Source organism: Facklamia lactis (assembly GCF_015863205.1).
In the GTDB taxonomy this organism is placed as follows: Bacteria; Bacillota; Bacilli; order Lactobacillales; family Aerococcaceae; genus Facklamia; species Facklamia lactis.
In genome coordinates this window covers 38,529-64,324 of the sequence record NZ_JACBXQ010000006.1, presented here as the reverse complement: position 1 = coordinate 64,324, position 25,796 = coordinate 38,529, and the positions used below count along the sequence as shown (strand labels likewise).

Genomic DNA, 25,796 nt, shown 5'->3' with positions numbered 1-25,796 from the left:
CATGGAATTGAAATGTTTTGAAGGACAATTAAAAGAGGAGCTTTCTTTAATCGAAGTAGCTCATGCTATATTAGAAGATCGTGGCGAAGTAGTGGATTTTACTGAATTGTTATTAGAAATCCAAAACTATTTAGGTTTATCCGAAACATATATTGAATCAAAAATGACTCGTTTTTATACAGATTTAAATATTGATGGACGCTTTATTTCTCTGGGAGATAATCGCTGGGGATTACGAGCTTGGTATGCGATTGATGAAATTGATGAGGAAATTATTACCTCATCTGAAGAGGAGACCACTAAGCGTCGTAAGAAAAAATCAGGTAAAGTTAATGCGTTTGCTGATGATTCAGATGACATGATTGATTACAATGATGATGATCCTGAAGACGGTGATCATGCTTATGATGAATATGATGGAGACGAAGAGGATGAAGAAGAGGAAGAGGAGCCAATCGAAATCTTGGTTGCCGATGTAGAAGAAGTGGATGAAGATGAAGAGCTCAATGAATATGCAAGTGATCTCTCTGAATTAGGTGATGATGATCTGGAAATTGATGAAGAAAGTGAATTTGATGAAGTCGATGAAGATCTTGATGATGAGCTTGAGGAAGAAGACGATTCATTCGAAGAAGATGTGGATGACGAGGATTAATTAATTAAATAAATCCCATCCTACTGATAGAGTAGGATGGGATTTTAGATTTTCTAATTATTAGATTACTATTTTATAACAAAGAAATGGATTTGTTCGAAAGTCATAGGGCAATATGATAGAATACGCCTATAATCTATAAACGAGGTGAAAGAATAGTGGCGCTTGAAAATGATCAAAGTGAAAGTGTTAATTTTACTTTGTTGAAGCATATGCTAAAACACCAACAATATTATAGCATGCTAGATTATATCCACATATATAAAGAGTGGAGCAATGATCGGATAGAGGGCTTATTGGAGTTGGGTCATGCCTATAAGCATACGGATTTAAAAACAATTAATTTGATCGCACCTCGTCTTCAATTGGACTTTCTAACTCAACCAGGAAAGCTAGAACAGAGAGTTTATTCTTCTGCTCAAAGTCTAGCTATTAAGATTGAATTGAGAGAATATGATGATTATTTAAGAGCTTTAACCCCTTTATTAGTTGATGTGCTACGCTTGGTGCTTGAAGCAACCGTTCTTCCAGATCTTGATCGCTATCTTTGTGAAGTGATTAAGGAAACTTCTGATGGTAACCCTCTCTATCGTGGACTACAGTGGAATGAGCCTTTGATTGAGGCTAAATCTAACTTGATAAAAAGTACTTGGAAACATTATTATGGAGATTTTTTTAATTATGATCATTATGTTTCTTCAAGTCACCTTGTCAAATTAATTACAGACCATGTAAAAAATCCACAAATATTAGAAATTGCTGATCAAATGCGCAAAATTGAAAAATATGCCCGAAATATTGTGGCACATGAATCTGTATATGTGAATGATGATTGGTTAAAAGAGCGAGTAGGTATGGAGGCTAAACAAATTCATCAGTTATTAGTAAATTTAATTAATTTAGCCGGCCTTACTTCTGCTAAGCAATGGCAAAGTATGGTTATAATAGATAATGAAATTGAAAAAGAACTAAAAAATTCTTATATTAAAATGACAAAATAATAAAAAGTGTTCATAAAGGAGTCTATGTTTATGAAAAAGTTGATCATTCGTGGAGGGAAACCTCTAAATGGGGAAATTAATATCAATGGAGCAAAAAATTCTACGGTTGCCTTAATACCTGCTGCTATTTTGGCAGACTCTGAAGTAGTCCTGGAGGGTGTTCCTGATATTCAAGATGTGCATTCTTTAATAGAGATTTTACATGAATTTAATGTCAAAACATCTTTTAAAAATAATGTTCTAAAAATTGATCCTTCAGAAATGCAGTCAATCCCGATGCCGACTGGTAAAATTCAAAGTTTAAGAGCCTCTTATTACTTTATGGGGGCAACCCTTTCTAAATTTGGAGAAGGTGTTATTGGTTTGCCAGGTGGATGCTTTTTAGGGCCCCGTCCGATAGATCAGCATGTTAAAGCATTTAAATCATTAGGTGCTGAAGTTGAAGACGAATACGGTGTCATAACGCTAACGACTCCGAACGGGTTAATAGCCACTCGAATTTATTTGGATGTTGTGTCCGTCGGGGCAACGATTAATACAATCTTAGCTTCTGTGAGGGCAAAAGGTAAGACGGTGATTGAAAATGCCGCTCGTGAGCCTGAAATTATTGATGTTGTAACTTTGCTCAATAAAATGGGAGCTAAAATTAGAGGTGCTGGAACTTCAGTTATAAGAATTGAAGGTGTTGAACAATTGCATGGAACGACACATACTATTATTCCAGATCGGATTGAAGCGGGCACTTATATCACTGCGGCAGTAGCGATGGGACATGAAGTGAAAATTAATAATGTGATTTTTGAACACATCGAGAGTTTTATTGCTAAATTAGATGAAATGGGAGCCAAAATGGAGATCGGTGAAGATAGTATCTTGGTTGGCCGATCAGATGATTTAAACATGGTTTCAATTAAAACACAACCTTATCCAGGTTTTGCTACTGATTTACAGCAACCTTTGACGCCTCTTTTAACGAAGGCAAAAGGGAAAGGAACCATTACAGATACAATCTATCCACAGAGAGTTAAACATATTCCAGAATTAAATCGAATGGGAGCTGACATTAAAGTCGATGGTGATATCATTCGGATTGAGGGACCGGCCGAATTAACTGGAGCCCCTGTTAGAGCGAGTGATTTACGTGCGGGTGCTTGTCTGGTGATCGCTGGTTTGATTGCTAATGGAGAAACTGAAATTACAGGTGTCGATAATATTCTTCGTGGTTATTCAAATATTGTCGAAAAGTTACAATCCGTGGGAGCAGATATTGAAATGATTGAAGACGATACAGTTGAATAAGGCTATGAAAGAAGGAAAAAAAGTGACGAATGCTTTTTCACTAGAGAGTTTGTTGAATAAAGAAGTAAAAGAACTTTATGCGTATGCAAGAGAGCTCAATATTCCTGACTTTAGTCAATTATCTAAAAAAGAGCTCGCTCTTGCTGTGATGCGAACTCAAGAAGAGAAACAGGGTTTTTTTGAAGTAGAAGGAATTTTGGATATTTCAGCGAGTAGTGAAGGAAATACATCGGCTTTTATTCGTCCCATTAATTTCTCGCCTAGCCGTGAAGATATTTATATATCTGAATCTCAAATCCGTCGGTTTTCATTACGAAATGGTGATCGTGTAGGCGGGCCTGCTCGTCCTCCAAAAGCTAGTGAGCGTTATTATGGGTTGATGCAGATTACTACCGTTAATGGGAAAGAGCCCGAAGAAGCAATTAGTCGGGATCACTTTGCAAGTCTTACACCGCTTTATCCTGATCAGCAAATAAGATTAGAATATAAGCAAAATGTTTTATCGAATCGTTTAATTGATGTTGTTTCTCCAATTGGCTTTGGGCAGAGAGGGTTGATAGTAGCCCCACCAAAAGCAGGAAAAACAACGATTATTAAGGAGATCGCTAACGGGATTAAAGCGAATTATCCTGATTCAGAATTGATTATCTTGCTGATAGATGAACGACCGGAAGAAGTGACGGATATAGAACGTTCTGTTGTAGCAGAAATCGCTTCATCTACTTTTGATGAAAAGCCACATAATCATGTGCGGATTGCTGATTTAGTTTTATCACATGCTCGTCGGCTGGTAGAAGACGGAAAAGATGTGATCATCCTTTTGGATTCTATCACACGCTTGGCTAGAGCATATAATTTAGTGGTGAAACCAAGTGGTAGAACCTTAAGTGGAGGTTTTGATCCAGCTGCCTTTTATTTTCCTAAAAAGTTCTTTGGTTCTGCTCGTAATATTGAGCGGGGAGGTTCTCTAACCATATTGGCTACAGCCTTGGTGGAGACAGGCTCTAGGATGGATGATATTATTTATGAAGAGTTTAAAGGAACAGGGAATATGGAGTTGCATTTATCAAGAGAGCTTTCACAGCGCCGCATTTTCCCCGCAATTGATATTAAAAAGTCTTCAACACGTAAGGAAGAGTTATTAATTCCAGAGCACCAATTGAACCAAATCTGGCAACTAAGAAAAATGATGCAAACTGATGGCCTAGAATATACTGAGCAATTGATTCAGATGATGCGACAGACTGATAACAACGAAACCTTTTTTGAACAATTATCTAAAGTATCAAATAAATAATTTTATTGTACGTCGTTTCATGTTGATGAAACGACGCTTTTTTGTCTAAAAATTTCACAGAATAGTCGTTAATCATTATAAGTAGTATCGTATAATAATAGTGGGAGTGAGGAAGTTGGGAAAAGTTAGTAAAACAAATGTCATGAGGTTATTAGAATTACATAACATTCCTTATCGAGCTTGGCAGGGTGATGATAGTTCGGGACAGACTGTTCAACAACAAATTTTACAAGAGGGAATGGAAAAGGAACAGATTTTTAAAACATTAGTGACCGTAGGAAAATCAAAAGAACATTATGTCTTTATGGTCCCAATCGAAGCAGAATTAGATTTGAAAAAAGCAGCAAATTCTGTAAAAGAGAAAAGTATTCAAATGATCCAACAAAAAGAATTGCTATCTTTGACCGGATATGTTCACGGTGGTTGTTCACCAATCGGCATGAAAAAAGAATTTCAAACGGTTATTGATGAGACAGCTTGTTTATATGAAATGATTATTTTCTCAGCAGGACAAGTTGGTCATTCAGTTGGAGTGAGGTTGGATGATATACAAGCTGTTAAAAAAATAGAAATAAAAGATTTAATGAGTATGGACTAGGAGGTGGCATCATGAAGCAATGTTCTCAGTGCTTATATGAAAATTATGATGAAGCTAAATATTGTAGTGAATGTGGGCGATTAATAGAAGACGATGCTCTTAAAATAGAAGAGCCAGTAAAAGTTGATCAAAATAATCAACAAGTGGAACAAGAGGGACAGGAGTCCCAGCGAAAGGAAGAGGAATTAGTGGTTTCTCGGATGGATCGCTATCACAAGGAGGAAGATGTGGAAACTCCTTCAATAAATAATGTAAAAGTTAATCGACAACAATTGATAGGGATTTTATTGATGGGGCTATCATTTGTTATGTTAATAGGAAATTATTATTTCAATCACTCTCAGTCTGCGGTTAGTCAAAGATTTCTTAAAGCCATGGAAAAGCAAGATTATGACCAAGCAGCTACTGTGGTGACGAGTCCAATTTCGACATCAGCTTGGACTGGAGAGGATATTATAGCGAGTATTGAACATTATAAGCAAGCTGGACTTGACATGTTAACGTTATTAGAAGAGGGAAGTTTGGAGCAGGGAATAGCCTATCAAGATCATTTGATACTTAAGAATCAAGTACAAGGTCGATATTTTTTTCTGTTTCCTAAATATAAAGTTCAGTTTATTCCTCTATCTATTAATTTTTCCTTATCCAATAATTATCGTGATCTAAAGTTAATAGCGGAAGGACAGAAAGATCAATCAGTAGCAGAAGATGGGGGCATCTTTATTGAACCCAGAATCAAAGAGGTGATTTTGCAATTTAAGAATAAAGGGAGTTCAGAGGAGGTTTTGATGGATTTAGATTATAGTCAGGTTGAAACTTTTAGACATCGGTTATCTTTGACTCCAGTAGACAATGAACTTTCCGTCAATAAGATGAAATCTGGTTTTAGATCGAGTCTTCCTTTTGAGCTGGTTTCTTATCAAATTGATGGTCAAGAGTATCAACAAGATAAAATAGCATTATCAGGTTATCTTGGGCAAAGTTTTGAAATTAGTATCAAGGCGAAGTATAATGACGTCTTAATGGAGTCGTCTCCTATTGCAGTTAGATTAAGGGAAGGGGACAAACTAGAATTAGATTTTAGTCATGATGCGGCGTTGCAAGAACAAATTAGGCAAGCAGAGTTAAATTAAAAAGAGTAGACTAAAAGGCTTTAACCTAGGACAAGAGGTTGAAGCCTTTTTAATGATGATATGTCTGATTTGTTATTTATGAGGTGAGTGACTATTTCGATTAAAGCTTTGAAGAAAAGCTTTGGTGCGCTCTTCCTTGGGATGAAGGAAGATTTTTTGCGGTGAACCTTGCTCTAGAATGCGACCTTGGCTTAAAAAAATGATTTGATCAGATACTTCTTTTGCGAATTGCATTTCATGAGTTACTAAAATCATGGTGGTGTCCTTGTGTGCAATGGATTGAATCAGATCTAAGATACCGCTAACCATTTCGGGATCTAGGGCAGAAGTCGGTTCATCAAGTAAGATGATTTCGGGTTCAATGGCTAAGGCTCGTGCGATGCCTACTCTTTGCTGCTCACCACCTGATAAACGGTGAGGGTAACGATTATAATAGTCTTGCATCCCAACTTCTTCTAAATAGTTCATTGCTTTGTCACGAGCTACTTGCTTGTTAAGTTTTTGAACCGTTACTAGGTTTTCCATTACATTTTCTAGGGCTGTTTTCTTTGAAAAGAGGGCATAATTTTGAAATACCATCGCAGTACGTCGGCGTAATTCTAGAATTTCTTTATGACTGGCTGTTTGAACATCAAGTGTTTGTTGTTGAAGGGTGATTTGTCCTTCGTCTGCCGGTTCTAGAAAATTAATGGTTCGAAGTAAGGTGGATTTACCAGAGCCCGAAGATCCAATAATGGTCAAGACGTTTCCTGTATCTACTTGGATATTTAAATGGTCCAATACGAGTCTTTTATGATATGATTTTGACCAATTTTCTAATAATAACATCTAGATACCTCGCTCTCGAATTTGCTTATGAGACTTCTCTTCAACATTAAAAGAAGCTTCTAATTTTTTGAAAATCCATTCCAGCATGATGCACAAGCTCCAATAAATTAGCGAGATGGCAATATAGCTTTCAAAGAATCTAAGATTAGAGCCTGCGACTATTTTGGCTTGCCCCATCATGTCAATAACAGTGATAGTAAAAGCCAATGAGGTTCCCTTAAGGAGACTGATGAGGCTATTCCCTAAATTAGGGATGGCAACAATCAGAGCTGAAGGGATGATAATTCGCCACATGGTTTGTTTTTTGGTTAAGCCGATTGATTCAGCTGCCTGGATTTCATCTTTATTAACAGAGAGAAGGGCAGAACGAATGGTTTCCGAATTGTAGGCAGCCTCATAGAGACCCATGGCGATAAAGGCATAGATGATCGCTGGAATTTGATTGATATTCCAATTGTGATTGAATAGGCGATTTAACCATTGGATAATTAAAGGGAAACCATAGTAAGAAAGAAATAATTGAACTAAGAGAGGCGTCCCTCTCATGTATGAAACAAATATATTTGCAATAGGATATAGTATAGGGGTTCTTTCAATCTTAATGAGAGCAAGTATAAATCCCAGACTTATTCCGATCAATGCAGCGATTCCTGTAATCAGTAAAGTGATGGGTAACTTTCTGAAGATCGTTGGAAGGGCCTCAAGAATCGCTTGTACCGAGAATAGCTTGCCATCTTTTTTATTATTAGCGGCTGTGTCAGAGTGAGTCTTATCTAGATTAGCTTCTTTCTCAAAAGCTTGATTTCGTTCTATAATGTTTGGTGTTAATTGAGTATCATCTTGGTTAAGGTATTTAAACGAAATCTTGCTGAGTGTACCATCTTCGCGCATTTCAGCAATTGCTTGATCCATTTTATTACGCAAGTCTATATTGTTTTTGGTATAGACGAAGTAAGAGCCAGGAATACGGATTTTTTCCTCATCTTGAATGGTGTGTGCCTTTAGTTCAATTCCAAATGATTTTTCGACATCATTCAGGTAGGTTGTGGCATATATGGTTGCATCTAAGCGTCCGTTATAGACGTCTCTAATCAAAGAAGAGGGGTCAGAGTCTGCGTAAACGATTTTAACGCTAGAGTCTGGATTTTGTTTATTCCATTCTTCTAAGAATAATGCTAAAGGAGAGGAGGGGACCGCTCCGAAAGATTTACCAGCCATGTCTTCCATTGTCAGACCATCGGGAGCTTCTTTGGAAGTGATGAGTACGTTATGTGTAATAACATAAGGATAAAGGCTAAATAAAAATTTCTCCCGCCGTTCTGGGTTTTCCCCTAGATTATTGGAAAGGAGATCAAATTGACCAGAATCTAGGCCTGCAAATAAAGAAGAATATTCGGAAATTTCATATTCAAATTTGACATCTTTGAGTCTTTGATCAATTTCTTTTAACAAATCAATTTCGAAGCCCGTTAGTTCTTTCTGCTCATTAAAATAGTTAAGGGGTTTGGTTAAGCCAGACGTTCCTACTGTATAGGTTCTTTCTTCGGCTGAAATGTGCGGAACAAATAGATTGGATAGAATGAAAGCAATTAAACTTAGAATTAATTTAGTATAAATTTTCATAGGATACCTCTTATCGTTAATGGTAACGCTATTTTACCAAATGTTAAGGGGATTTAGTAGGGGCTCTGAGCATTTTAATTGACTTTCTCTGGAATTGATAAGATAAAAGTAGAAGGGCTAATGAAATAGTTAATCAATAAAGTATTAGAGAGAATCATGCTAAATGAAAAGCCCTTTCTATATTAAAATAGAAAGGGCTGTAAGTTCAGCTTGTTTAAGAATATTCTTTTGTTTTTACGCTCTTGCTTGTGTAACTGCATCATGTAAAAGCTAAATTTACATGATCAGTCCAACTAAACAATTTGCCGGACCATTCGAAAATTTTTTTCCTGCGTTTTTTCTAGGAAGATATTTTCACTAATTCCAATGATGTTGAAACCGTTTTTCTCGTAAAATCTTATTGCTGAAAGGTTACTTTGGGTGACTGATACATATTGTTTTTTTGCATTGTATGTTTCTTTTTGGATAGTGGTCAGAAACCTAATTAACATCGTCCCAATTCCACGATTTTTGTATTTTAAATCTAAATACAAAACAAATATCTCTGCATCTTTATTAGAAATCATTCCACCCCCAATACATCCTACAACTCTTTTATTTGTTTCTGCTACATAATAACCTTGCCACTCTCTATTATTATTTATAATTTCTTTTTTTATTCTATTTTCATTATAAAATTCTGAAATAACAGAATTAATTTCCTCTCTAGTATAAATTAGATGATAAGTATCAAGGTAACTGTTGGAACAAATCTCAATTATTTGATTGATGTCGCTATGAAGTGCTTTTCTCATAATGATTTCATTCATCGTTTTTCCTCATTTTCTTTAAGAATCAACTAAAGCTATTTAAAATTCTATTAGAATAAATATTATAGATGTTTCATTTATAAAGTTTTTCCATCAATGGGGTAGTCTTAATATATCATAAAACATTAGAAGTTAGAGGGTGAAACGAATACCGTTTCAGTAATTTTTAAGGACTAAAGTCTAAGTTTGTTCACTATTAGTTGGTATAGTTAGGACATCAAAATACAAGGAGAGGATCAAATGAAAAAGATATCGGTATTTTTAGTAGCGTTATGTGTATTGATTGGAAGTCAACCTATTAGTATATTAGCGGAAGAACAAGTGGTAGAAAGTAATTGGAGCTCTATTTTGAAAGAATTAGAGCCTTCAGACAAAACCACTGAGGAATTGTTAAGAGAAGCACCTGATTATAGTGGCGAACCAACTTTTAATCCACAATTACAAGCTTTTATTGATAAACTAAAAGAAAACAGTAATGCAGAAACAGTACAAAATATATATTCTCATACTTTTGTTTTTGAAAGGATGACGCCTGATTTGACATCTGAAGAAATAGAAGCGCTTAATAGTGTGCGGGAACTATGTTTTTTCATTCAAACGAATAACGAGGGAATAGAAGGAAAAACGCAATCAAATTGGGTTGAAATGATAGAATCTTCTGATCATTTAGCATCGAGTGATCCTGATTTTTATGAATTAATTAGCCAAGTGGCGCTTAATAATGGAATGGCTCTTGAGGCATACGTTTATAATAATTTTATTCAAGAGGGGCCTATTATTACTATGACAGTGAACCAATATTTAGAAAAGGCCGTTCCTTTTGCTGAATATCAATATAATTTGGAAACGCAAGAAGTTACTCAAACAAATAGGCCAGATATAGCATTGACTCCTTATAATTTTTCAATTCTGTATGGAATAGAGGTAGAAAATAATTATCCTTATCAAGCGATCCCTTCTAGTTTTGAAATTCCAGTATTACGAAATAGCCCTCAAAATCAAAATACACCATCCGCTGATGAAGAATCTGACTTAGCAGATGAAGAAGATGATTTTACCCCTGAAAAAGCCTTTAAAGCTATTATGGATAAAGAAGGATATAATCCAGAAGATATAAAAATGGAAATGAATGAGTATATCGAAACCGAAGATAGTTATTTGATTGTTTTATCTTCTGTCAGCTTAAAGAAAAATGGTGGAAGTGGTACGGTGGCAAAGTATATGGTTGACAGAGAGCTTAATGTGACAATGCAATAAACAAACGATTGAAAACCTAATTCTGCGTTGGATGTGAAAGATGTTTTTTGAATAGTTATGTAGCTGACCTTAGTTAAAAAAGAAAAAGCACTTTCTACTCTGCATAGAAGGTGCTTTAAATGTTGATATAATAAGACTATTCTTCTGGCTTTGCGTTCTTGTCTGCGAAACCGAATTTTTTGTTGAATTTGTCGACACGACCATCGGCTTGAGTGAACTTTTGACGTCCAGTATAGAATGGATGTGAATCAGATGAAATTTCTACACGGATTAATGGGTAAGTATTTCCGTCTTCCCATTCTACTGTTTCTGATGATGATTTAGTAGATCCTGATAAAAATTTGTAACCTGTTGAAGTATCCATAAACACAACTGGATGGTAATCTGGATGGATTCCTTGTTTCATATGTGTATACTTCCTTTCTGCCGTAAATTATTTGCTAACTTACAGTTATTCTTGCATTAAGTGCAACACAAGCATAATATCAGATTTTTTATTAGAGCGCAAGGCAAAAAAACAATAAATATATCTCAGTTTCGAAGCTTTTGTGCTATAATAAAAGGAAGTTGTAATGAAAGGGGGATCTTTTTGAAATTTAAAGAAAGTGTTTTTCGTAAGATAATACGAGATTATTTACCTGAACCGATTAGAAAACCGTGTCAATATTCAGTACTACTGCCTTTAGTTTTTCATCAAGACGAATGGCATGTTTTGTATGAAGTTAGAAGTTCGAATATTTCTCAGCCCGGAGATACTTCTTTTCCAGGGGGAAGAATTGAAAGTAATGAAAGTTCTGAAGAAGCAGCTGTTCGAGAGTGCTGTGAGGAATTAATGATTTCGAAAGAAAAGATTGAGGTTATCGGACAAATAGACTATATTGTCAATGAAAGGGTAATTGTTTATTGTTTTGTAGGTATTATTCATGATATTGAAGTGAATAAAATAGGTCCCAATGACTTAGAGGTTGACTATGTCTTTACCCTTCCTTTAAACTATCTTTTGGCGAATGAACCAACTTATTATAATGCGACTACTATAACGAAGACTATTGAAGGCTTCCCATACCATTTGATGGCCCATGGCAAAAATTATAATTTTAGGTCAACAAATCGTGAGATTCCTTTTTACGATTTACCTAATGGAGAATTTTTGTGGGGATATACTGCCAATATGACGCATCGTTTTATTGAAATCTTAAGGGGTTATAGTAAGTAAATGATTTTCGGAGGTTAATGATGGTATCTACTTTATTAGAAGAAAAAGGGTTACAGATGTTTTTAGCAGGAATTGATTTTGGGTTTCGGGCTACCAATACAAGCGAAGAAGAGGTTGGTCGAGAAATTGATCGTGCTTTATCAGAAGGGGAATTTAATTATAATGAGGTATATACCTGTAATCAAGTTCATGGGTGTCGTGTAGAATATGCTGATGGAATAAGTGGACAAGATTATATTGTGGGCAAGACATTCCCTGAAACTGATGGGCTTATGACGGATCACAAAGGAATTGTTTTGATGGTAAAGATCGCTGATTGTACCCCAGTGGTCTTATTTGACCCACAAAAGAAGGTACAAGCGATTGTGCATTCTGGGTGGAGAAGCACCGTAAAGGGTATCTCGATCCAAGCATTAAGAAAGATGCAAAAGCAATTTGATTGTCAGCTACAAGATATCTTTGCGTATGTCGGCCCTTCGATTGATCAGTCTAATTATGAGGTGGGTCGCGAAGTTTATGAAGCTTTTGAGTCTTTTGAAGATAGAGATCGTTTCTTTAAAGCTGGACAGCATTCTGGTAAGTACTTACTGAGCATGCAGCAAGCGAATGTTTCACTATTGAAGCGAGCAGGATTATTGAATCAGCAAATAGAAGTTTCTCAACAATCTACTTTTACAGATGCGAGACTTCATTCAGCGAGACGAGAAGGAAATAATTATCAATGTAATGGACTGTTTACAATGATCAGATAAGAATTTTTGAGAGTCCTAGACAGAGTGTCTAGGATCCTTTTTTATGTTTCATAGCAAGAGAAGTTACTATACAATGATGTAAGGAAGGGGTCGAACTTGGATTAAAAGGAGGTAAATAGTTCATGAAGGAGATAGTTTTTCGAGCTGTCAAGATTACGTTGGCTACGATATTAGCAATTTTGTTAGCGCAGTCTTTTCAGCTACAAAATCCAATGACAGCTGGAGTAATTGCGATTCTAAATGTGATTGATACCCGGATTGCTACGTTTCAAACCGTTCAAGCCCGACTATTATCTACTGCTTTAGCTTTTTTGTTAGCGTATATTTTCTTTATTTTACTTGGATTTAACTTACTCGCTTTTAGTCTTTATTTAATTTGTTATATATTGTTAGCTTTCATGACCCATCTTGAAATGGGGATAGCCCCATGTACGGTTTTAGTGACTCATTTCTACCTTGCGAAAAGTGTGAGTTGGCAATGGCAAATGAATGGTTTGTTATTGATGGTTATCGGAGGAGGAATGGCTATTTTAGTAGCGAGTTGGGTTCCTTCCTATGTAGATCAAATTAAAAATGAAATTAAAAATTTTGAAAATCAAATGAAGAATTTTCTTTGGCATCTTGCCCAAGTTATCGAAGATCATCCTGAAGGAATCAATCAAGATGAAAAGGAACGTTTCTTTCTTTCTTTTCAAATGATGAATGACCGTTTGGAAATATTGCGAAAATTAGCAATAAAAGAATATGATAATCAAATTTATATAAAAAATGATTACTTTATTCAATATTATGAAATGAGGAAGCGACAAATGCACCAATTAGTTAATATGGTGCATAATTTATCTCATCTGCAACTTTCCACTCATGCAAATCAAAAGTTGGCGATGTTACTATCCACAACCGCTACACAGTTTGATGAGAAGAATACAGGCAAAGAATTATTGAAAATTCTAGGATATCTTGATCAAGATTTTAAACGTAGCCCACTTCCGAAAAGTAGAGAAGAATTTGAAAGTCGGGCAATTTTATATCAAATGCTCAGATCTTTTGAATCTTTTTTGGAAATAAAACATACTTTTTATCAGACACATCAAGAAGATGTCCATAATTATTAAGGGCTTTCTACCCAAAAATGATTAAAAATTATATACTTATCTATGAGTCATTGAAAGTTGCTAATTAATAAGGAGGTACTTATGCCAAATAAAGAACAACCCTTTGATCGAAAAGATTTTATGACTAACTTTACTGATAAAAATTATACATATGAATCGGTACAAACTGAGCTTGATGAGACTAATCATTCAAAAGTTGTGATTAAAAATGTGAAGCCGCAGATTAGGAAGCATGTGCCAGAATATGCTTCTGAACTTCGTAAGCGAATTGTTGAGGTTCCCGAAGAAATATATGAAGCATCGGGAATTCGTGTTTTTGGTCATCGAATTAAATCTTTACTTTTTTCGACGGATGTAGCAGTCATTAGAAATTCGAATGCTCAGTCGGTGATTGCTGTTTATCCTTTTACGCCACAATTGACGATTACTCAATCGATCATTAATTCCTCTTCCGTTCCAGTTTTTACAGGTGTGGGAGGGGGCACCACGACAGGAGATCGTAGTGTTAATCTAGCTTTTCAATCAGAGCAAGCGGGTGCTTTTGGAGTGGTGGTCAATTCTCCTATGGCGAATGAGGTTATTAGTCAAATTGCCATGGTTGTAGATGTTCCCATTATTGCGACCATTTCAAGTGATAAAGATGATTTTATTGGGAAGTTAAATGCGGGGGCAAATATGTTGAATGTATCGGGAGGAGCCCATACTGCTGAAATTGTCAAAATGATTAGACAGAAAGTTGGTGATGTGGTTCCGATTATTGCCACAGGAGGTCCAACAGGATCGACGATTTTGGAGACGATTCACGCAGGAGCCAATGCTATTACTTATACGCCACCAACATCTGCAGATATTTTTGCTGAATTAATGGTGAAATATCGTGAAAATATTTAGTATGTTTAAACTTATTCAGGGAAAGATGCTATAATTATAAAGAAGACACTATATTATAAGAATAAAAAGGAGCAAATTCATGTTTGATGAAAAAGACCAAGTTGCAGTAAATACGATCCGCGCTTTAAGTGTAGATCAAATTGAGAGTGCTAATTCAGGCCATCCTGGTTTACCGATGGGAGCGGCGCCAATGGCGTATACTTTATGGGTTGACCATTTGAATGTTAATCCTAAAGACTCAAAATGGATAAATCGCGATCGATTTGTTCTTTCGGCAGGGCATGGCTCTGCCATGTTATATAGTATTTTGCATTTGGCTGGCTTTGATGTTAGTATGGATGATTTAAAACAGTTTAGACAGTTGGGAAGCCGCACACCAGGCCATCCTGAGTATGGTTATACGGATGGAGTAGAAGCTACCACAGGACCATTAGGGCAAGGAGTAGCTCAAGCAGTAGGAATGGCAATGGCAGAACAACATACAGCGGCATTGTTTAATACGGATCAATTTCAGATTATTGATCACTATACATATGCTATTGTGAGTGACGGCGATTTAATGGAAGGAATTTCATATGAGGCTTGTTCTTATGCAGGGCACCAGCAACTAGGAAAGTTGATTTTCCTCTATGATTCTAATGATATTTCTCTAGATGGTGATTTGGATCAAGCCTTTGCAGAAAATATTCAGACTCGTTTTGAAAGTCAAAATTGGCATTATCAAAAAGTAGAAGATGGCAATGACTTGGACTCTATTACAAAGGCAATTGAAGCTGCTAAATTAGTAAAAGACCAACCTTCTATAATAGAAGTTAAAACTGTCATTGGTTTTGGTTCGCCTGATCAAGGAACGGCAAAAGTTCATGGAGCACCTTTAGGGCTTGATAATTGGACCTCAACGAAGCTTGTGTATCAATATGATCATGAACCATTCACAGTTCCTGAACAAACATGTCAAGTGTTTCAAGAAAAAGTGATTGAGAGAGGGCAAGCTAAGTATCAGGAATGGCAACGGCTGTTTGAGAATTATCAAGAAAGTGAACCCGAATTGGCAAAGGCTATGCAAGCTGCATTTGCGGGAGAGCTTCCAGAAAAATATGATGAAGGTCTTGCTTTAGTGGATGCTTCGGAAAAATCAGAAGCTAGTCGCGCTTCTAGTGGTAAAGCGATCCAAGCTTTAGCAGCAAAAATTCCTTATTTTTGGGGAGGATCTGCTGATTTGTCAGGTTCTAATAAAACAATGATTAAACAGTCCTCAGATTACATGCCGGCGAATCGACAAGGGAATAATGTCTGGTTTGGTGTAAGAGAATTTGCAATGGCAGCCATGATGAATGGTGCAACGTTACATGGAGGGAACAAAATTTTTGGTGGAACCTTCTTTGTATTTTCAGATTATTTGAAAGCGGCCGTTCGACTTTCGGCATTATCTAAATTACCCGTTACATATGTATTGACCCATGATTCTGTAGCAGTAGGGGAAGATGGACCTACTCATGAACCAATTGAACATTTGGCTGCATTTCGTTCGATGCCTAATGTCAATGTTATACGTCCGGCAGATATTAATGAGACTTATGTTGCTTGGAAGATTGCGGTAGAATCCAAGGATCGTCCTACTTTATTAGTACTCAGCCGTCAGAATTTGCCTGTCTTATCAAACTCACAAAAGTTAGCTGAAGAAGGAGTTCGTAAAGGCGCTTATGTGATTTCTCCAGCTCAAACGGATCAACCTGATGGACTGTTAATTGCGACTGGATCAGAAGTTGCCCTTGCGATTGAAGCACAAAAAATTTTAGCAGATAATAAAGTAAATGTATCTGTTGTATCTATGCCTTCACAAAATATTTTTGATGAACAAAATGTTGAATATCGTGAAATGATCCTGCCGAATAATGTTCGAAATCGAGTATCAATCGAAATGGGATCGAGCTATGGATGGGCTAAGTATGTAGGTCTTGATGGATTAAGTTTCAGTATTGATCGCTTTGGAGCTTCTGGACCAGGGGAAGAAGTAGTGGAGTATTTAGGCTTTACTGCTGATAAGATTGCTCAAGCCTATTTAGATAAATTCAACGGATAATAGAGATCTTTTATCAGTAAGGAGTAATGGATGAAATCAAATGAAACAAGACCTCTAATATTTAGGTTAATTGTCATTGCTTTACTAACGATTTTGCAAGTTATTTGGATGATCATGTTAGTAAATGGTTTGATACGCTATAACATGTTGTTGAATGTTTTGATTACCATCTTATCCATGCTGATTATTCTTTATCTCTTGGATCGTAACGATAGTCCTGCTTATCGTTTGTCTTGGATTATTTTGGTCGCCCTCTTTCCTGTTTTTGGAACATTATTTTATTTGTATGCAGGGAATAAAAGGCCTCTAGCGGATATGACCGAGCGCATAGATCGTCAGCATCGTCATCATAAAAGAGATTTAGAAACGATGCCTAATGCCTTAGATCAATTAATTCAGAAAGACCAACGAATAGGAAGCATTGCTAAATATGTTAATAACTATGCAAAGTTTCCGGTATTAGCAGGTTCTGAAGTGAAGTATTATCCAAATGGCGAAGCGATAATGGATGATTTAATCCGTGACTTAGAGGCCGCCGAATCTCATATTTTTCTAGAATTCTTTATTGTTGAATATGGTGAAATGTATACTCAAATTTTTGACGTCTTAAAACGGAAAGCCAGTGAAGGAGTAGAAGTTCGTTTTATCTATGATGATTTCGGTTGCTTGCTTAGGTTGCCTGAAAATTATGTAGAACAAATGGCTGAATATGGAATAAAAGCTCTTAAATTTAATCCAGTAAGACCAATTGTTTCTTTAGTCTATAATACTCGAGACCATCGAAAGTATATTATTATTGATGGAAAGGTCGCTTATACAGGTGGAGTAAACATTGCGGATGAATATATAAATGTTAAGGAACGTTTTGGTTACTGGAAAGATTCGATGATTCGAATAGAGGGAACTGCTACTTGGAATCTTACTCAAATGTTTCTGATTGTATGGAATGCTTTTGAGGAAAGTGAGCTAGATTTTAGTCTTTTTACCGATGAAGAAATGCTTGAGCAGGGTAAAAAGGCGTTGAATGACCTTGATAATAAAAAGGGCTATCTTCAACCATTTAATGATTCACCTCTGGATGGAGAGCCTATTGGTGAGAACATCTATCGAGAAATTTTAAATTCAGCTGAGAAATATGTCTATATTTTTACTCCATATTTAGTAATATCTTATGAGCTGCAGACAGCCATGACGCTTGCAGCAAAGAGGGGAATTGATGTAAGATTAATGACACCAGGAATACCTGATAAAAAAATGGTTTATCGCATGACACGTTCGTATTATCGACCTCTTATGGAGGGGGGTGTGAAAATTTATGAATATACACCAGGATTTTTGCACGCAAAATCGATTGTATCCGATGACCGGATTGCTATGGTTGGCACCATTAATTTAGATTATCGATCCTTATACTTACATTTTGAAACCGCGACTTTGATTTATTATCATCCTGTTGTTAAGAGGATTCAGGCTGATTTTCTACAGGCTCAGACCAAAAGCAGAATGATTAGGCACAAGCATTTAAGACGTACTTTTGTTGGCAGAGTGATCGATGCATTATTAAGATTGTTAGCACCGTTTGTCTAACAGAAAAGGAGACTAGATATGAAGTGGGAAGATTTAAGACGAAGTTCGAATGTTGAGGATCGCCGTGGAATGGGAAGTCCAGGCAGAGGTGGAGGCTCTTTGCCAAGTGGTTCAGGTGGCGGCGGGATTATTAATATTTTATTAATGTTGCTGATGTCACGTGGAAAAGGAAAGTGGCTAATTATTGGATTGTTAGTGCTGTTTATGGTGGCCGGTGGTGGAAGTGCCCTTTTTGGTGGAGGAGGCACAACCTCAACAGAGTATGGTAATTCAGGTGTTGTTTTTGAAGATACTACTCAAAAAGCTGAACAAGGCGATCAAGTAACGGACGCAGAAGGTGAATTTTTATCAGTTGTTTTAGCGAATACTGAGGATTATTGGACTCAACATTTTGCGGAAAATAATCTTCAATATACCCCACCTAAATTAGTTCTTTATACTGAAGGTACGAATACAGGGGGCTGTGGAATCGGCTCGAGTTCTGCTGGACCATTTTATTGTCCTGCGGATCAAACGGTTTATATTGATGTGAGTTTTTATCGGGATTTATCTCAAAAATATGGAGCACCTGGGGATTTTGCAATGGCCTATGTATTAGCACATGAGGTAGGACACCATGTTCAACAACTTTTAGGAACGATGGATGATTACCAAAAAACGATTCAACAAAACCCTAGCATTAAGAATGAGTTGTCTGTTCGAGTAGAGTTACAAGCGGATTACTATGCTGGTGGATGGTCTAAATATGTAGAAGAACAAGGCATCTTAGAAGAGGGAGATATTGAAGAAGCGCTTCAAGCCGCATTTGCTGTAGGGGATGATACTTTGCAAAAAGAAAGCTATGGCTATGTGGTGCCTGACTCCTTTACCCACGGAACTTCTGCCCAAAGACAGGAATGGTTCTCAAGAGGATATAAATATGCAGGTGATTTTGAACAGGCAGATACATTTAGTCAATCGATTGAATAACAAATTTTTCTTAAGCCTCTTACTGAGTTAATTTCAGTATGGGGCTTTTTATTTAAGAATAAAAAATGAAAAAATTAACAATGGAATTAGACGAGTCTTTATGGATTCGATATAATAAACATAAATGTAAAAGAAAGTAGGTGATTCTATGAGTGATCAAGTAAAAGTATTTACGGGTTTGAATCAAGAGGAAATCGCAGCTAATACTCTTTTGTTGGATATTCTCGATTTGAATGGAGAGCAATTGACTTATTATTTTGAAGAAGAACTAATTGAGAATCCTTTTATTGAATTTGAATATCCGATTGAACAGCGGGTGGCAGCTCTTCCAAAGGAAGCAGGTCAAGAGGACCAACATCAAATTGATCCTCAGAGTCCGAGATCGCCCCAGACTCTTGAAACTTTTCTATATGAGCAGATCTTACTATATCGTCAAACTCCTATCAGGGATGTGATGATTCAATTAATTAATTTTCTTGATAAAAGGGGTTATATTCCATATTCTTATCAGGAAATCGCAAGTAAATTACAAGTAGAACCTATGGTAGCCTTAGATGCATTAACACTAATCAAACAGTTGGAACCCTCAGGTATAGGCGCCTATGATTTAAGAGAATGTTTAATGCTTCAAACAGAACAAGATCCACATGCGCCAAATGTTGCTTATTACATATTAGAAAGTTTTTTTGATGAATTATCGGATGAGGATTATGTTGAAATTGAAAGCAAGAGTCAATTAACACGTGAAGAAATCAAACTTTGTGTTAATTATTATCATACACTTCGTTCTTCTCCGGCTTCGTTATTTGACCGACCAGATCGAATTAATTTAATTCCAGATGTTTCAGTTAAGCTGGATGGTATAGAAGTGGAAGTAAGATTTAATCGTCAGTATTATCCTCGTCTGCGCTTTAATCAAACCTATTACGAAGAGATGGAAGCGAAGAAGGATCTTCAATTGAGACAGTACATTCGCCCTCATAAAGAGCAATATGAAACACTTATTAATTGCTTACGGCTAAGAGAAGAACTGATTACAAGAGTGACGAAGGTTATTGTCAAGGCACAAGCTGAATTCTTTGTGGGTCAACGGACGAGTCCAGCTCCATTGCTGTTGAAAGATATTGCTGAACAGATGCGCTTATCGGAATCGATAGTCAGGGCGATTGTTGTTAATAAAAATCTTGCTTTTAATGAAGTGGTTTTTGCTTTTACTGATTTTATAAATGTTTCGGCTCGAATTGGCCGAAATGGGTTATCTGCTCTAAATATTCAAGGATTTATTCGAGATATTATGACAAAGCAAGGACCGAATATTAGTGATCGAGAGATTGTTGAGTTATTAGAAAAGCAAAAAATTAGTATCAGTACTCAACTCGTGGCGCGTTATCGTAAAAATATTTTGCAAAAAGAAGGATAAAGTAGAACAGCCCTCAAGTAAACTTGAAGGGCTGTTTTTTTATGGTTCATCGTAGTATAGTGAATGCTTAGCATTTACAAGATGTATTGGGACTAAATGATCATCAGGAGTTTGGTAAGCGACTAGAAGAAGTCTATTTCCTAATTCGGTTAAAGCGTGATTAATAATGCGACTATCATTATTTTTTGCCAGTTTTTCAGCTGATGAATAGTCCATTGGAATAATCAAACGTGGAACTATAAGTTTTTGGTCGTCAATTGTCAATTGAGTGAGGTCTACTTCTACTTCTAATTCCGCAAGGTCATCATCGGAATTTATATACTCTAAAACTTTGTTGAGTGAATCTTGACTGATTTCAGTCTGACTAGCCTGTTGTTCTTTTGGAGAGAGCTTGTCGGTGTAGTAGTCGTTGATGGCTTGGTTAAGGTCTTCTGGAGCATCTTCTGGAAGGGCAAGGTTGGGATAACTACTTTCTCCTATTATTTGCTCATCTAAAAATAAGTCGTTGCTGGGTTTTGAATTTTCTTGGTTGGTTTGAGGAGCCTCTTGTGGTCGAGCATCGGAAATATCCTCTGTCTCTTCGTTGGCATGGACAGCCGAATAGTTAGAGGGTTCAGGATGGTCCTCCTTAAAATAGTTTACTACCTGGCAGCCCGATAGTAAGAGTAGTAATGTTGATAGACTTAATATTTTTTTCATTGTAAAACTCCTTTATTCTTTTACTCAAAGATGCACTGTTTAGTTTAACAGACTTAGGCTTTAAATATGTAACAATGGGATAACAATTTATAGAAGAAGATAACAATTATTTCGTTTTAGCAAAATCAGTTTGCATAATTAATATGAGCTTGCTAAGATATAACGGTTAGTAGATAAGGAGGCTATCATGAAATTATTTGTTGTAATGTTATTCCAAACATTGAAGAGGACTTTCTTATTAGCCTTTTTAATACTAGGAATAATGGCCATTTTGAATGTTTTTGTCATTGTATCGGCGATTCCGCAATTTAAAGATATATCTGAATTACGGGAGAGCGCTTATGATAATTCTGAAACACCCATTATGGTGTTAGGTGCAGGAGTAATTGAAAATAAGTACCCAAGTCAAATATTGGCTCAACGGTTAGCGTGTGCTGTCGAATTGAATCAAGTGCTGAAGGAAAATCCGTTAATTATGAGTGGCGATCATCGCGAATCTAACTATAATGAAGTGGCCGTAATGAAAGAATATTTATTAGAACGCAAGATAGAAGGGGATCAAATATATTTGGATCATGCGGGTTATTCAACCTATGACTCACTCTTCCGATTAAAGAAGAATAACGAAGTAGATAAAGTCATCATTGTGACACAAGCCTATCATTTGCCTAGGGCTTTGATGATTGCAAGAAGATTGGGGATTGAAGCGGTAGGAGTTGCTGCTAAGGAAACATCTACAACACGATGGCAACGTGAAAGCCGAGAGTTCCTTGCAAGAATAAAAGATTTTGGAGTATCTTATTTGCATCTAGAAATTCAAAATCGACCCACTCTTGATTATCCGATTGATTTAAATCAATCGGGCAATAGGACAGATAAGAAGGAAACGATGAAATAGGGATTCATGTTTCGAAAGATAAGTGGAAATTTTAATATTTTATTTAAAGATTTAATGATCGTCATGTTATATAAAAAACTAATGACAAAAGGTAGCTTTAATGGTAAAATCAGTAAGAAAATTTAAGGTCTTTTAAAGTGTCACAGAGAGGATACTAAAGTCTACCGACAATAATAAGCCTTATTTTCAAAAAATGAGGCTTATTTTTTTGTGGATAAGCCTAAAAGAGGAGAAGGATAATAATGGAGAATATATCGTCTTTAATCTTACAGCCTAATGAAAAGCCTTCATTAGGGAAAGGCTTATTATTAAGCTTTCAACATGTTTTTGCTATGTTTGGGGCAACTATTTTGGTTCCTTTAATTTTGGGTCTTTCTGTATCGACGGCTTTACTTGCAAGTGGAATTGGTACGTTAATTTATATTTTTCTTACGAAGGCCCAAGTTCCGGTTTATTTAGGTTCTTCGTTTGCTTACATTACAGCGATGAGTCTGGCTATGGAGCAGATGAAAGGGGATATTTCGGCAGCTCAGACGGGGATTATGTTGGTTGGTGTCTTATATGTTGTAATAGGTACGATTATTAAATTTACTGGAACAGATTGGCTAAATCGTTTGCTACCGCCTATTGTAATTGGTCCCATGATCATTGTAATTGGGTTAGGTTTAGCTTCTTCTGCAGTAACGAATGCTGGTTTTGTAGCCGATGGTGATTGGCGTAATATTATGGTCTCACTAGGAACTTTTTTGATATCTGTTTATTTTCAAGTCTATGGTAAAGGGTTTTATCGTGTTATTCCTTTCTTAATGGCTATCATTGGAGGCTATTTAATTGCTTTATTAGTGGGCTTGATTGATTTTTCACCTGTGTTAGCAGCAGAATGGGTTCAAATGCCCGATATAGCGTTACCTTTTGAATCAGGATTACTGGGAGCTAAAACGTATCAATTATATTTCGGGCCAGAAGCCTTTGCAATTTTGCCTATTGCTTTGGTCACTATCGCAGAGCATACGGGTGATCATGTTGTTTTAGGAGAAATTTGTCATCAAAATTTTCTGTCAAAACCGGGCTTGCATCGAACTTTAATGGGAGATGGTTTTGCGAGCTTGGTATCCGCATTTATAGGGGGACCTGCTAATACGACTTACGGAGAGAATACAGGGGTGATTGCTTTAACTAGAATTGCTTCGGTTAGTGTGATAAGAAATGCAGCCATTATTGCAATTGGTTTGAGTTTTTTTGGAAAATTTAATGCTTTGATTTCTACCATCCCAACAGCCGTATTAGGTGGTATGTCGATTTTGCTATACGGGGTTATTGCCAGCAATGGCTTGAAAGTACTAATAAAAAATCAAACAGATTTTTCAAAATCGCGTAATTTAATTATTGCTTCTGCTATGTTAGTAATAGGCTTAGGTGGGGCAGTTTTAGATTTTGGTGGATCTTTTGTATTGTCAGGTACGGCATTAAGTGCGATTGTCGGAATTTTATTAAATATCATGTTAACAGAATCATAAGCAACAAATACTGCAATAAATTTAAAAAAGGCTTCCTCCGAAAATGGGGAAGCCTTTGGCGTCTTGGTGGAGTAAAAGTCACTCGAATAGCAATAAAATAGTCTTTTTGCTAAAATATATTTACAATATTGAAACAATCAGGAGGGAAATAGAATGTATCCATATTATTTTGATTCAACATATTTTTTGATTTTAATTGGAATGATGTTGGTGATGTATGCCCAGTGGAAGGTCAAATCTACGTTTGCAAAGTACAGTGAATTTCCAACTCAACGTAATATTTCTGGTCGTGAAGCGGCGGAGTATATTCTCCAAGCGAATAATATTCATGATGTGAAAGTGGAAGGGATTCAAGGTGCTTTAACAGATCATTATGATCCAAGATCGAAAGTATTGCGCCTATCAGAAGCGACCTATAATCAAACTTCGGTTGCTGCTGTAGCAGTTGCGGCTCACGAATGTGGCCACGCAGTCCAACACGCAACAAATTATGGCTTTTTAAAATTAAGATCTGCTTTAGTCCCTATTTCACAGTTTGGTTCAAGTATTGGGATGCCGCTCATTTTTGCAGGGTTTATTTTCCAAATTGCTGGCTTAATCCAACTTGGAATCATTGCGCTTTCAGCTGCATTACTTTTTCAAATTGTAACGTTACCTGTAGAATTTGATGCAAGCAAACGAGCGATTAATAGTTTACAACAGTATCAAGTTTTTAATTCTGAAGAGCTCCTGGCTGCTAAAAGAGTTCTAAATGCTGCTGCTTTTACATATCTAGCAGGTACTATTTCGACTGCTCTACAAATATTTCGCTTAATTTTAATTTCAAATCGTTACTCGAATCGTGACTAACACTAGGAGGTTTGCATGGTTAAATTTTGGAAGAAACTTGATAAATATAAGGTTGATCCCAGTTTAGCTAGTGATTTACTGGCTAAATCGAAAGAAGAAGTTGATAAAATGCTTCCTATTAATATTTTGTTAGTAGGGAAGACAGGGTCAGGCAAAAGTACTTTAGTGAATGCGCTTTTCAGAGAGCAGGTAGCGAACACAGGGATAGGGATGCCGATCACTCAAAATATACAAAAAATTACTAAGGAAGGAGTTCCGCTTACCCTGTACGATACAAAAGGACTTGAATTAAATGCTACTGCTCAAAAAGAAGTCATGAATAGCTTATTAAATCTGATTCATCAACAAAAGCAGAAAGGTGTAGAGGAAGAGGTCCATTTAATCTATTATTGTATTAATGCCAATATGGCAAGAATCGAAGCGCAAGAAATAGCTTTGATTAATACCCTTGCAAAAGAGGTGCCAGTCATAGTTATTTTAACTCAATCGATTGGTCATGAAGTGGAAGATTTTGTAAGATATATTGAGGAAAAATTACCCCAAGTTAAACAGGTTCTCCCAATACTTGCGAAAGATTTCCCTTTGAGTCAGGGAGATGTTATTAAAGCCTATGGATTACAGGAAGTTATTGAAACTAGCTTATCTGTTCTTCCAAAAGAGGTTCAAAAGGCTTTTATAAACGCCCAACAAGTCGATTTAAATCTGAAGATAGAAAAGGCTAGAGGTTGGGCTCATAAATACATTACCTCTGCTTTCGGTGTTGGGGTTTCTCCTCTTCCGATTGCAGATGCAGCGATCCTTGTTCCCATGCAAATTACGATGTTAGCGCATATAACGAGTATTTTTGGATTATCTTTAGATTACGCTCAAATCGTTAGTATTATTGCAGGGATTGGTGGAACTGGAACTGCTACAATGTTAGGGAAATATATGGCGAGTTCAGCCTTAAAGTGGATCCCCGGTATAGGAAGTGTAGGCAGTGGTATTATTAGTGGTACCACAGCTTCAACTTTGACGATGACACTAGCTTATGCTTATATCGAGGTCTTATGTAAGATTATGGAAGCAGAAATTCAAGGGAAAGAGCTTCCTATAAAAGAACTTCAAAAATTTATGAATGCTTCTTTTACAGATTATCTGACTTTATATCAAGACCAATTAGGAGATAAAAATAGTATCATATCAGATTGGTTTGAATATTTTTTAAAGAAGCGTAAGCGATAAAACAGTCCCCATAGTTTTATGGGGATGTTTCTTATTTTCTTGACTTTTTTCTTTTAAATCTATATGATAGCTCTTG

Annotated in this window: 24 protein-coding genes; 19 read left to right on the top strand and 5 right to left on the bottom strand. The window is 36.3% G+C overall.

Going from position 1 to position 25,796, the window contains the following annotated elements:
- The first annotated feature begins 1 nt into the window (after nt 1).
- The 6 genes from rpoE (at nt 2) to HZY91_RS09525 (ending at nt 5,983) form a co-directional block, all read left to right on the top strand.
- The gene (gene rpoE, locus HZY91_RS09550; protein WP_197116040.1) at nt 2–655 is read left to right on the top strand and encodes a DNA-directed RNA polymerase subunit delta; all 654 of its coding nucleotides are present in this window, start codon (nt 2–4) and stop codon (nt 653–655) included.
- 158 nt (nt 656–813) lie between these two features.
- Complete coding sequence (locus HZY91_RS09545; RefSeq protein WP_197116039.1) at nt 814–1,656, top strand: hypothetical protein; 843 nt, start codon at nt 814–816, stop codon at nt 1,654–1,656.
- Nucleotides 1,657–1,686: 30 nt separating this feature from the next.
- Nucleotides 1,687–2,955 (top strand): UDP-N-acetylglucosamine 1-carboxyvinyltransferase, encoded by a 1,269-nt coding sequence (murA, locus tag HZY91_RS09540; RefSeq protein ID WP_197116038.1) that lies wholly within the window; start codon nt 1,687–1,689, stop codon nt 2,953–2,955.
- 22 nt (nt 2,956–2,977) lie between these two features.
- On the top strand, nt 2,978–4,252 hold the full coding sequence (gene rho, locus HZY91_RS09535; RefSeq protein ID WP_197116172.1) for a transcription termination factor Rho: 1,275 nt from the start codon (nt 2,978–2,980) through the stop codon (nt 4,250–4,252).
- 115 nt (nt 4,253–4,367) lie between these two features.
- Nucleotides 4,368–4,850, top strand: a complete 483-nt coding sequence (locus HZY91_RS09530; protein ID WP_197116037.1) for an aminoacyl-tRNA deacylase — start codon at nt 4,368–4,370, stop codon at nt 4,848–4,850.
- Between the two features lie 11 nt (nt 4,851–4,861).
- The gene (locus HZY91_RS09525; protein WP_197116036.1) at nt 4,862–5,983 is read left to right on the top strand and encodes a zinc ribbon domain-containing protein; all 1,122 of its coding nucleotides are present in this window, start codon (nt 4,862–4,864) and stop codon (nt 5,981–5,983) included.
- 72 nt (nt 5,984–6,055) lie between these two features.
- Here HZY91_RS09525 and HZY91_RS09520 read toward each other — a convergent pair whose 3' ends face one another.
- From HZY91_RS09520 to HZY91_RS09510, 3 genes are all read right to left on the bottom strand, one after another.
- Nucleotides 6,056–6,811, bottom strand: a complete 756-nt coding sequence (locus HZY91_RS09520) for an amino acid ABC transporter ATP-binding protein (protein ID WP_197116035.1) — start codon at nt 6,809–6,811, stop codon at nt 6,056–6,058.
- Entirely contained in the window at nt 6,812–8,434 is a 1,623-nt protein-coding gene (locus HZY91_RS09515) for an ABC transporter substrate-binding protein/permease (protein ID WP_197116034.1), read from the bottom strand. It lies immediately after the preceding gene.
- A gap of 293 nt (nt 8,435–8,727) precedes the next feature.
- Nucleotides 8,728–9,243 carry a GNAT family N-acetyltransferase gene (locus tag HZY91_RS09510; RefSeq protein WP_197116033.1) on the bottom strand — a complete coding sequence of 172 codons (516 nt, stop codon included), beginning with the start codon at nt 9,241–9,243 and terminating at the stop codon, nt 8,728–8,730.
- A gap of 240 nt (nt 9,244–9,483) precedes the next feature.
- Between HZY91_RS09510 and HZY91_RS09505 the strand changes: the two genes are divergently transcribed.
- The gene (locus HZY91_RS09505) at nt 9,484–10,500 is read left to right on the top strand and encodes a hypothetical protein (protein ID WP_197116032.1); all 1,017 of its coding nucleotides are present in this window, start codon (nt 9,484–9,486) and stop codon (nt 10,498–10,500) included.
- Nucleotides 10,501–10,636: 136 nt separating this feature from the next.
- Here the strand turns inward: HZY91_RS09505 and HZY91_RS09500 are convergent, their stop codons facing one another.
- Entirely contained in the window at nt 10,637–10,906 is a 270-nt protein-coding gene (locus HZY91_RS09500) for a type B 50S ribosomal protein L31 (protein WP_197116031.1), read from the bottom strand.
- A 183-nt stretch (nt 10,907–11,089) separates the two neighbouring features.
- Between HZY91_RS09500 and HZY91_RS09495 the strand changes: the two genes are divergently transcribed.
- The 8 genes from HZY91_RS09495 (at nt 11,090) to HZY91_RS09460 (ending at nt 20,533) form a co-directional block, all read left to right on the top strand.
- Complete coding sequence (locus tag HZY91_RS09495) at nt 11,090–11,716, top strand: NUDIX hydrolase (protein ID WP_197116030.1); 627 nt, start codon at nt 11,090–11,092, stop codon at nt 11,714–11,716.
- 20 nt (nt 11,717–11,736) lie between these two features.
- Nucleotides 11,737–12,468, top strand: coding sequence for a peptidoglycan editing factor PgeF (gene pgeF, locus HZY91_RS09490; protein WP_197116029.1), 732 nt, complete (start codon nt 11,737–11,739; stop codon nt 12,466–12,468).
- Between the two features lie 122 nt (nt 12,469–12,590).
- On the top strand, nt 12,591–13,583 hold the full coding sequence (locus HZY91_RS09485; RefSeq protein WP_197116028.1) for an aromatic acid exporter family protein: 993 nt from the start codon (nt 12,591–12,593) through the stop codon (nt 13,581–13,583).
- An 81-nt stretch (nt 13,584–13,664) separates the two neighbouring features.
- Nucleotides 13,665–14,474, top strand: coding sequence for a hydrolase (locus tag HZY91_RS09480; protein ID WP_218957790.1), 810 nt, complete (start codon nt 13,665–13,667; stop codon nt 14,472–14,474).
- Nucleotides 14,475–14,553: 79 nt separating this feature from the next.
- A complete protein-coding gene (tkt, locus tag HZY91_RS09475) occupies nt 14,554–16,557 on the top strand; it encodes a transketolase (protein ID WP_197116027.1) in 2,004 nt (667 codons plus the stop codon).
- A gap of 30 nt (nt 16,558–16,587) precedes the next feature.
- Entirely contained in the window at nt 16,588–18,144 is a 1,557-nt protein-coding gene (gene cls / locus HZY91_RS09470) for a cardiolipin synthase (protein WP_197116026.1), read from the top strand.
- An 18-nt stretch (nt 18,145–18,162) separates the two neighbouring features.
- On the top strand, nt 18,163–19,113 hold the full coding sequence (ypfJ, locus tag HZY91_RS09465) for a KPN_02809 family neutral zinc metallopeptidase (protein WP_197116025.1): 951 nt from the start codon (nt 18,163–18,165) through the stop codon (nt 19,111–19,113).
- A gap of 148 nt (nt 19,114–19,261) precedes the next feature.
- Entirely contained in the window at nt 19,262–20,533 is a 1,272-nt protein-coding gene (locus tag HZY91_RS09460; RefSeq protein ID WP_197116024.1) for an RNA polymerase factor sigma-54, read from the top strand.
- Between the two features lie 39 nt (nt 20,534–20,572).
- Here the strand turns inward: HZY91_RS09460 and HZY91_RS09455 are convergent, their stop codons facing one another.
- Nucleotides 20,573–21,232: a hypothetical protein gene (locus HZY91_RS09455; protein WP_197116023.1), complete on the bottom strand. Its 660-nt coding sequence runs from the start codon at nt 21,230–21,232 to the stop codon at nt 20,573–20,575.
- A 187-nt stretch (nt 21,233–21,419) separates the two neighbouring features.
- Here HZY91_RS09455 and HZY91_RS09450 point away from each other — a divergent pair, with 187 nt between their 5' ends.
- The 4 genes from HZY91_RS09450 to HZY91_RS09435 all read left to right on the top strand — a co-directional run bounded on the left by HZY91_RS09450 (nt 21,420) and on the right by HZY91_RS09435 (nt 25,720).
- Nucleotides 21,420–22,130, top strand: a complete 711-nt coding sequence (locus HZY91_RS09450; protein ID WP_197116022.1) for a SanA/YdcF family protein — start codon at nt 21,420–21,422, stop codon at nt 22,128–22,130.
- Between the two features lie 236 nt (nt 22,131–22,366).
- Nucleotides 22,367–23,647, top strand: a complete 1,281-nt coding sequence (locus HZY91_RS09445) for a uracil-xanthine permease family protein (protein WP_438940314.1) — start codon at nt 22,367–22,369, stop codon at nt 23,645–23,647.
- 153 nt (nt 23,648–23,800) lie between these two features.
- Complete coding sequence (locus HZY91_RS09440) at nt 23,801–24,496, top strand: zinc metallopeptidase (protein WP_197116020.1); 696 nt, start codon at nt 23,801–23,803, stop codon at nt 24,494–24,496.
- A gap of 15 nt (nt 24,497–24,511) precedes the next feature.
- Nucleotides 24,512–25,720, top strand: a complete 1,209-nt coding sequence (locus HZY91_RS09435; RefSeq protein WP_197116019.1) for a YcjF family protein — start codon at nt 24,512–24,514, stop codon at nt 25,718–25,720.
- Nucleotides 25,721–25,796 lie beyond the last annotated feature (76 nt).

What these genes read in the sequence shown, in the direction of transcription:
- rpoE (WP_197116040.1), top strand. Translation starts at nt 2, where the DNA reads ATGGAATTGAAATGTTTTGAAGGACAATTAAAAGAGGAGCTTTCTTTA.
- murA (WP_197116038.1), top strand. Translation starts at nt 1,687, where the DNA reads ATGAAAAAGTTGATCATTCGTGGAGGGAAACCTCTAAATGGGGAAATT.
- HZY91_RS09525 (WP_197116036.1), top strand. Translation starts at nt 4,862, where the DNA reads ATGAAGCAATGTTCTCAGTGCTTATATGAAAATTATGATGAAGCTAAA.
- HZY91_RS09520 (WP_197116035.1), bottom strand. Translation starts at nt 6,811, where the DNA reads ATGTTATTATTAGAAAATTGGTCAAAATCATATCATAAAAGACTCGTA.
- HZY91_RS09515 (WP_197116034.1), bottom strand. Translation starts at nt 8,434, where the DNA reads ATGAAAATTTATACTAAATTAATTCTAAGTTTAATTGCTTTCATTCTA.
- HZY91_RS09510 (WP_197116033.1), bottom strand. Translation starts at nt 9,243, where the DNA reads ATGAATGAAATCATTATGAGAAAAGCACTTCATAGCGACATCAATCAA.
- HZY91_RS09505 (WP_197116032.1), top strand. Translation starts at nt 9,484, where the DNA reads ATGAAAAAGATATCGGTATTTTTAGTAGCGTTATGTGTATTGATTGGA.
- HZY91_RS09500 (WP_197116031.1), bottom strand. Translation starts at nt 10,906, where the DNA reads ATGAAACAAGGAATCCATCCAGATTACCATCCAGTTGTGTTTATGGAT.
- pgeF (WP_197116029.1), top strand. Translation starts at nt 11,737, where the DNA reads ATGGTATCTACTTTATTAGAAGAAAAAGGGTTACAGATGTTTTTAGCA.
- HZY91_RS09485 (WP_197116028.1), top strand. Translation starts at nt 12,591, where the DNA reads ATGAAGGAGATAGTTTTTCGAGCTGTCAAGATTACGTTGGCTACGATA.
- HZY91_RS09480 (WP_218957790.1), top strand. Translation starts at nt 13,665, where the DNA reads ATGCCAAATAAAGAACAACCCTTTGATCGAAAAGATTTTATGACTAAC.
- tkt (WP_197116027.1), top strand. Translation starts at nt 14,554, where the DNA reads ATGTTTGATGAAAAAGACCAAGTTGCAGTAAATACGATCCGCGCTTTA.
- cls (WP_197116026.1), top strand. Translation starts at nt 16,588, where the DNA reads ATGAAATCAAATGAAACAAGACCTCTAATATTTAGGTTAATTGTCATT.
- ypfJ (WP_197116025.1), top strand. Translation starts at nt 18,163, where the DNA reads ATGAAGTGGGAAGATTTAAGACGAAGTTCGAATGTTGAGGATCGCCGT.
- HZY91_RS09460 (WP_197116024.1), top strand. Translation starts at nt 19,262, where the DNA reads ATGAGTGATCAAGTAAAAGTATTTACGGGTTTGAATCAAGAGGAAATC.
- HZY91_RS09455 (WP_197116023.1), bottom strand. Translation starts at nt 21,232, where the DNA reads ATGAAAAAAATATTAAGTCTATCAACATTACTACTCTTACTATCGGGC.
- HZY91_RS09450 (WP_197116022.1), top strand. Translation starts at nt 21,420, where the DNA reads ATGAAATTATTTGTTGTAATGTTATTCCAAACATTGAAGAGGACTTTC.
- HZY91_RS09440 (WP_197116020.1), top strand. Translation starts at nt 23,801, where the DNA reads ATGTATCCATATTATTTTGATTCAACATATTTTTTGATTTTAATTGGA.
- HZY91_RS09435 (WP_197116019.1), top strand. Translation starts at nt 24,512, where the DNA reads ATGGTTAAATTTTGGAAGAAACTTGATAAATATAAGGTTGATCCCAGT.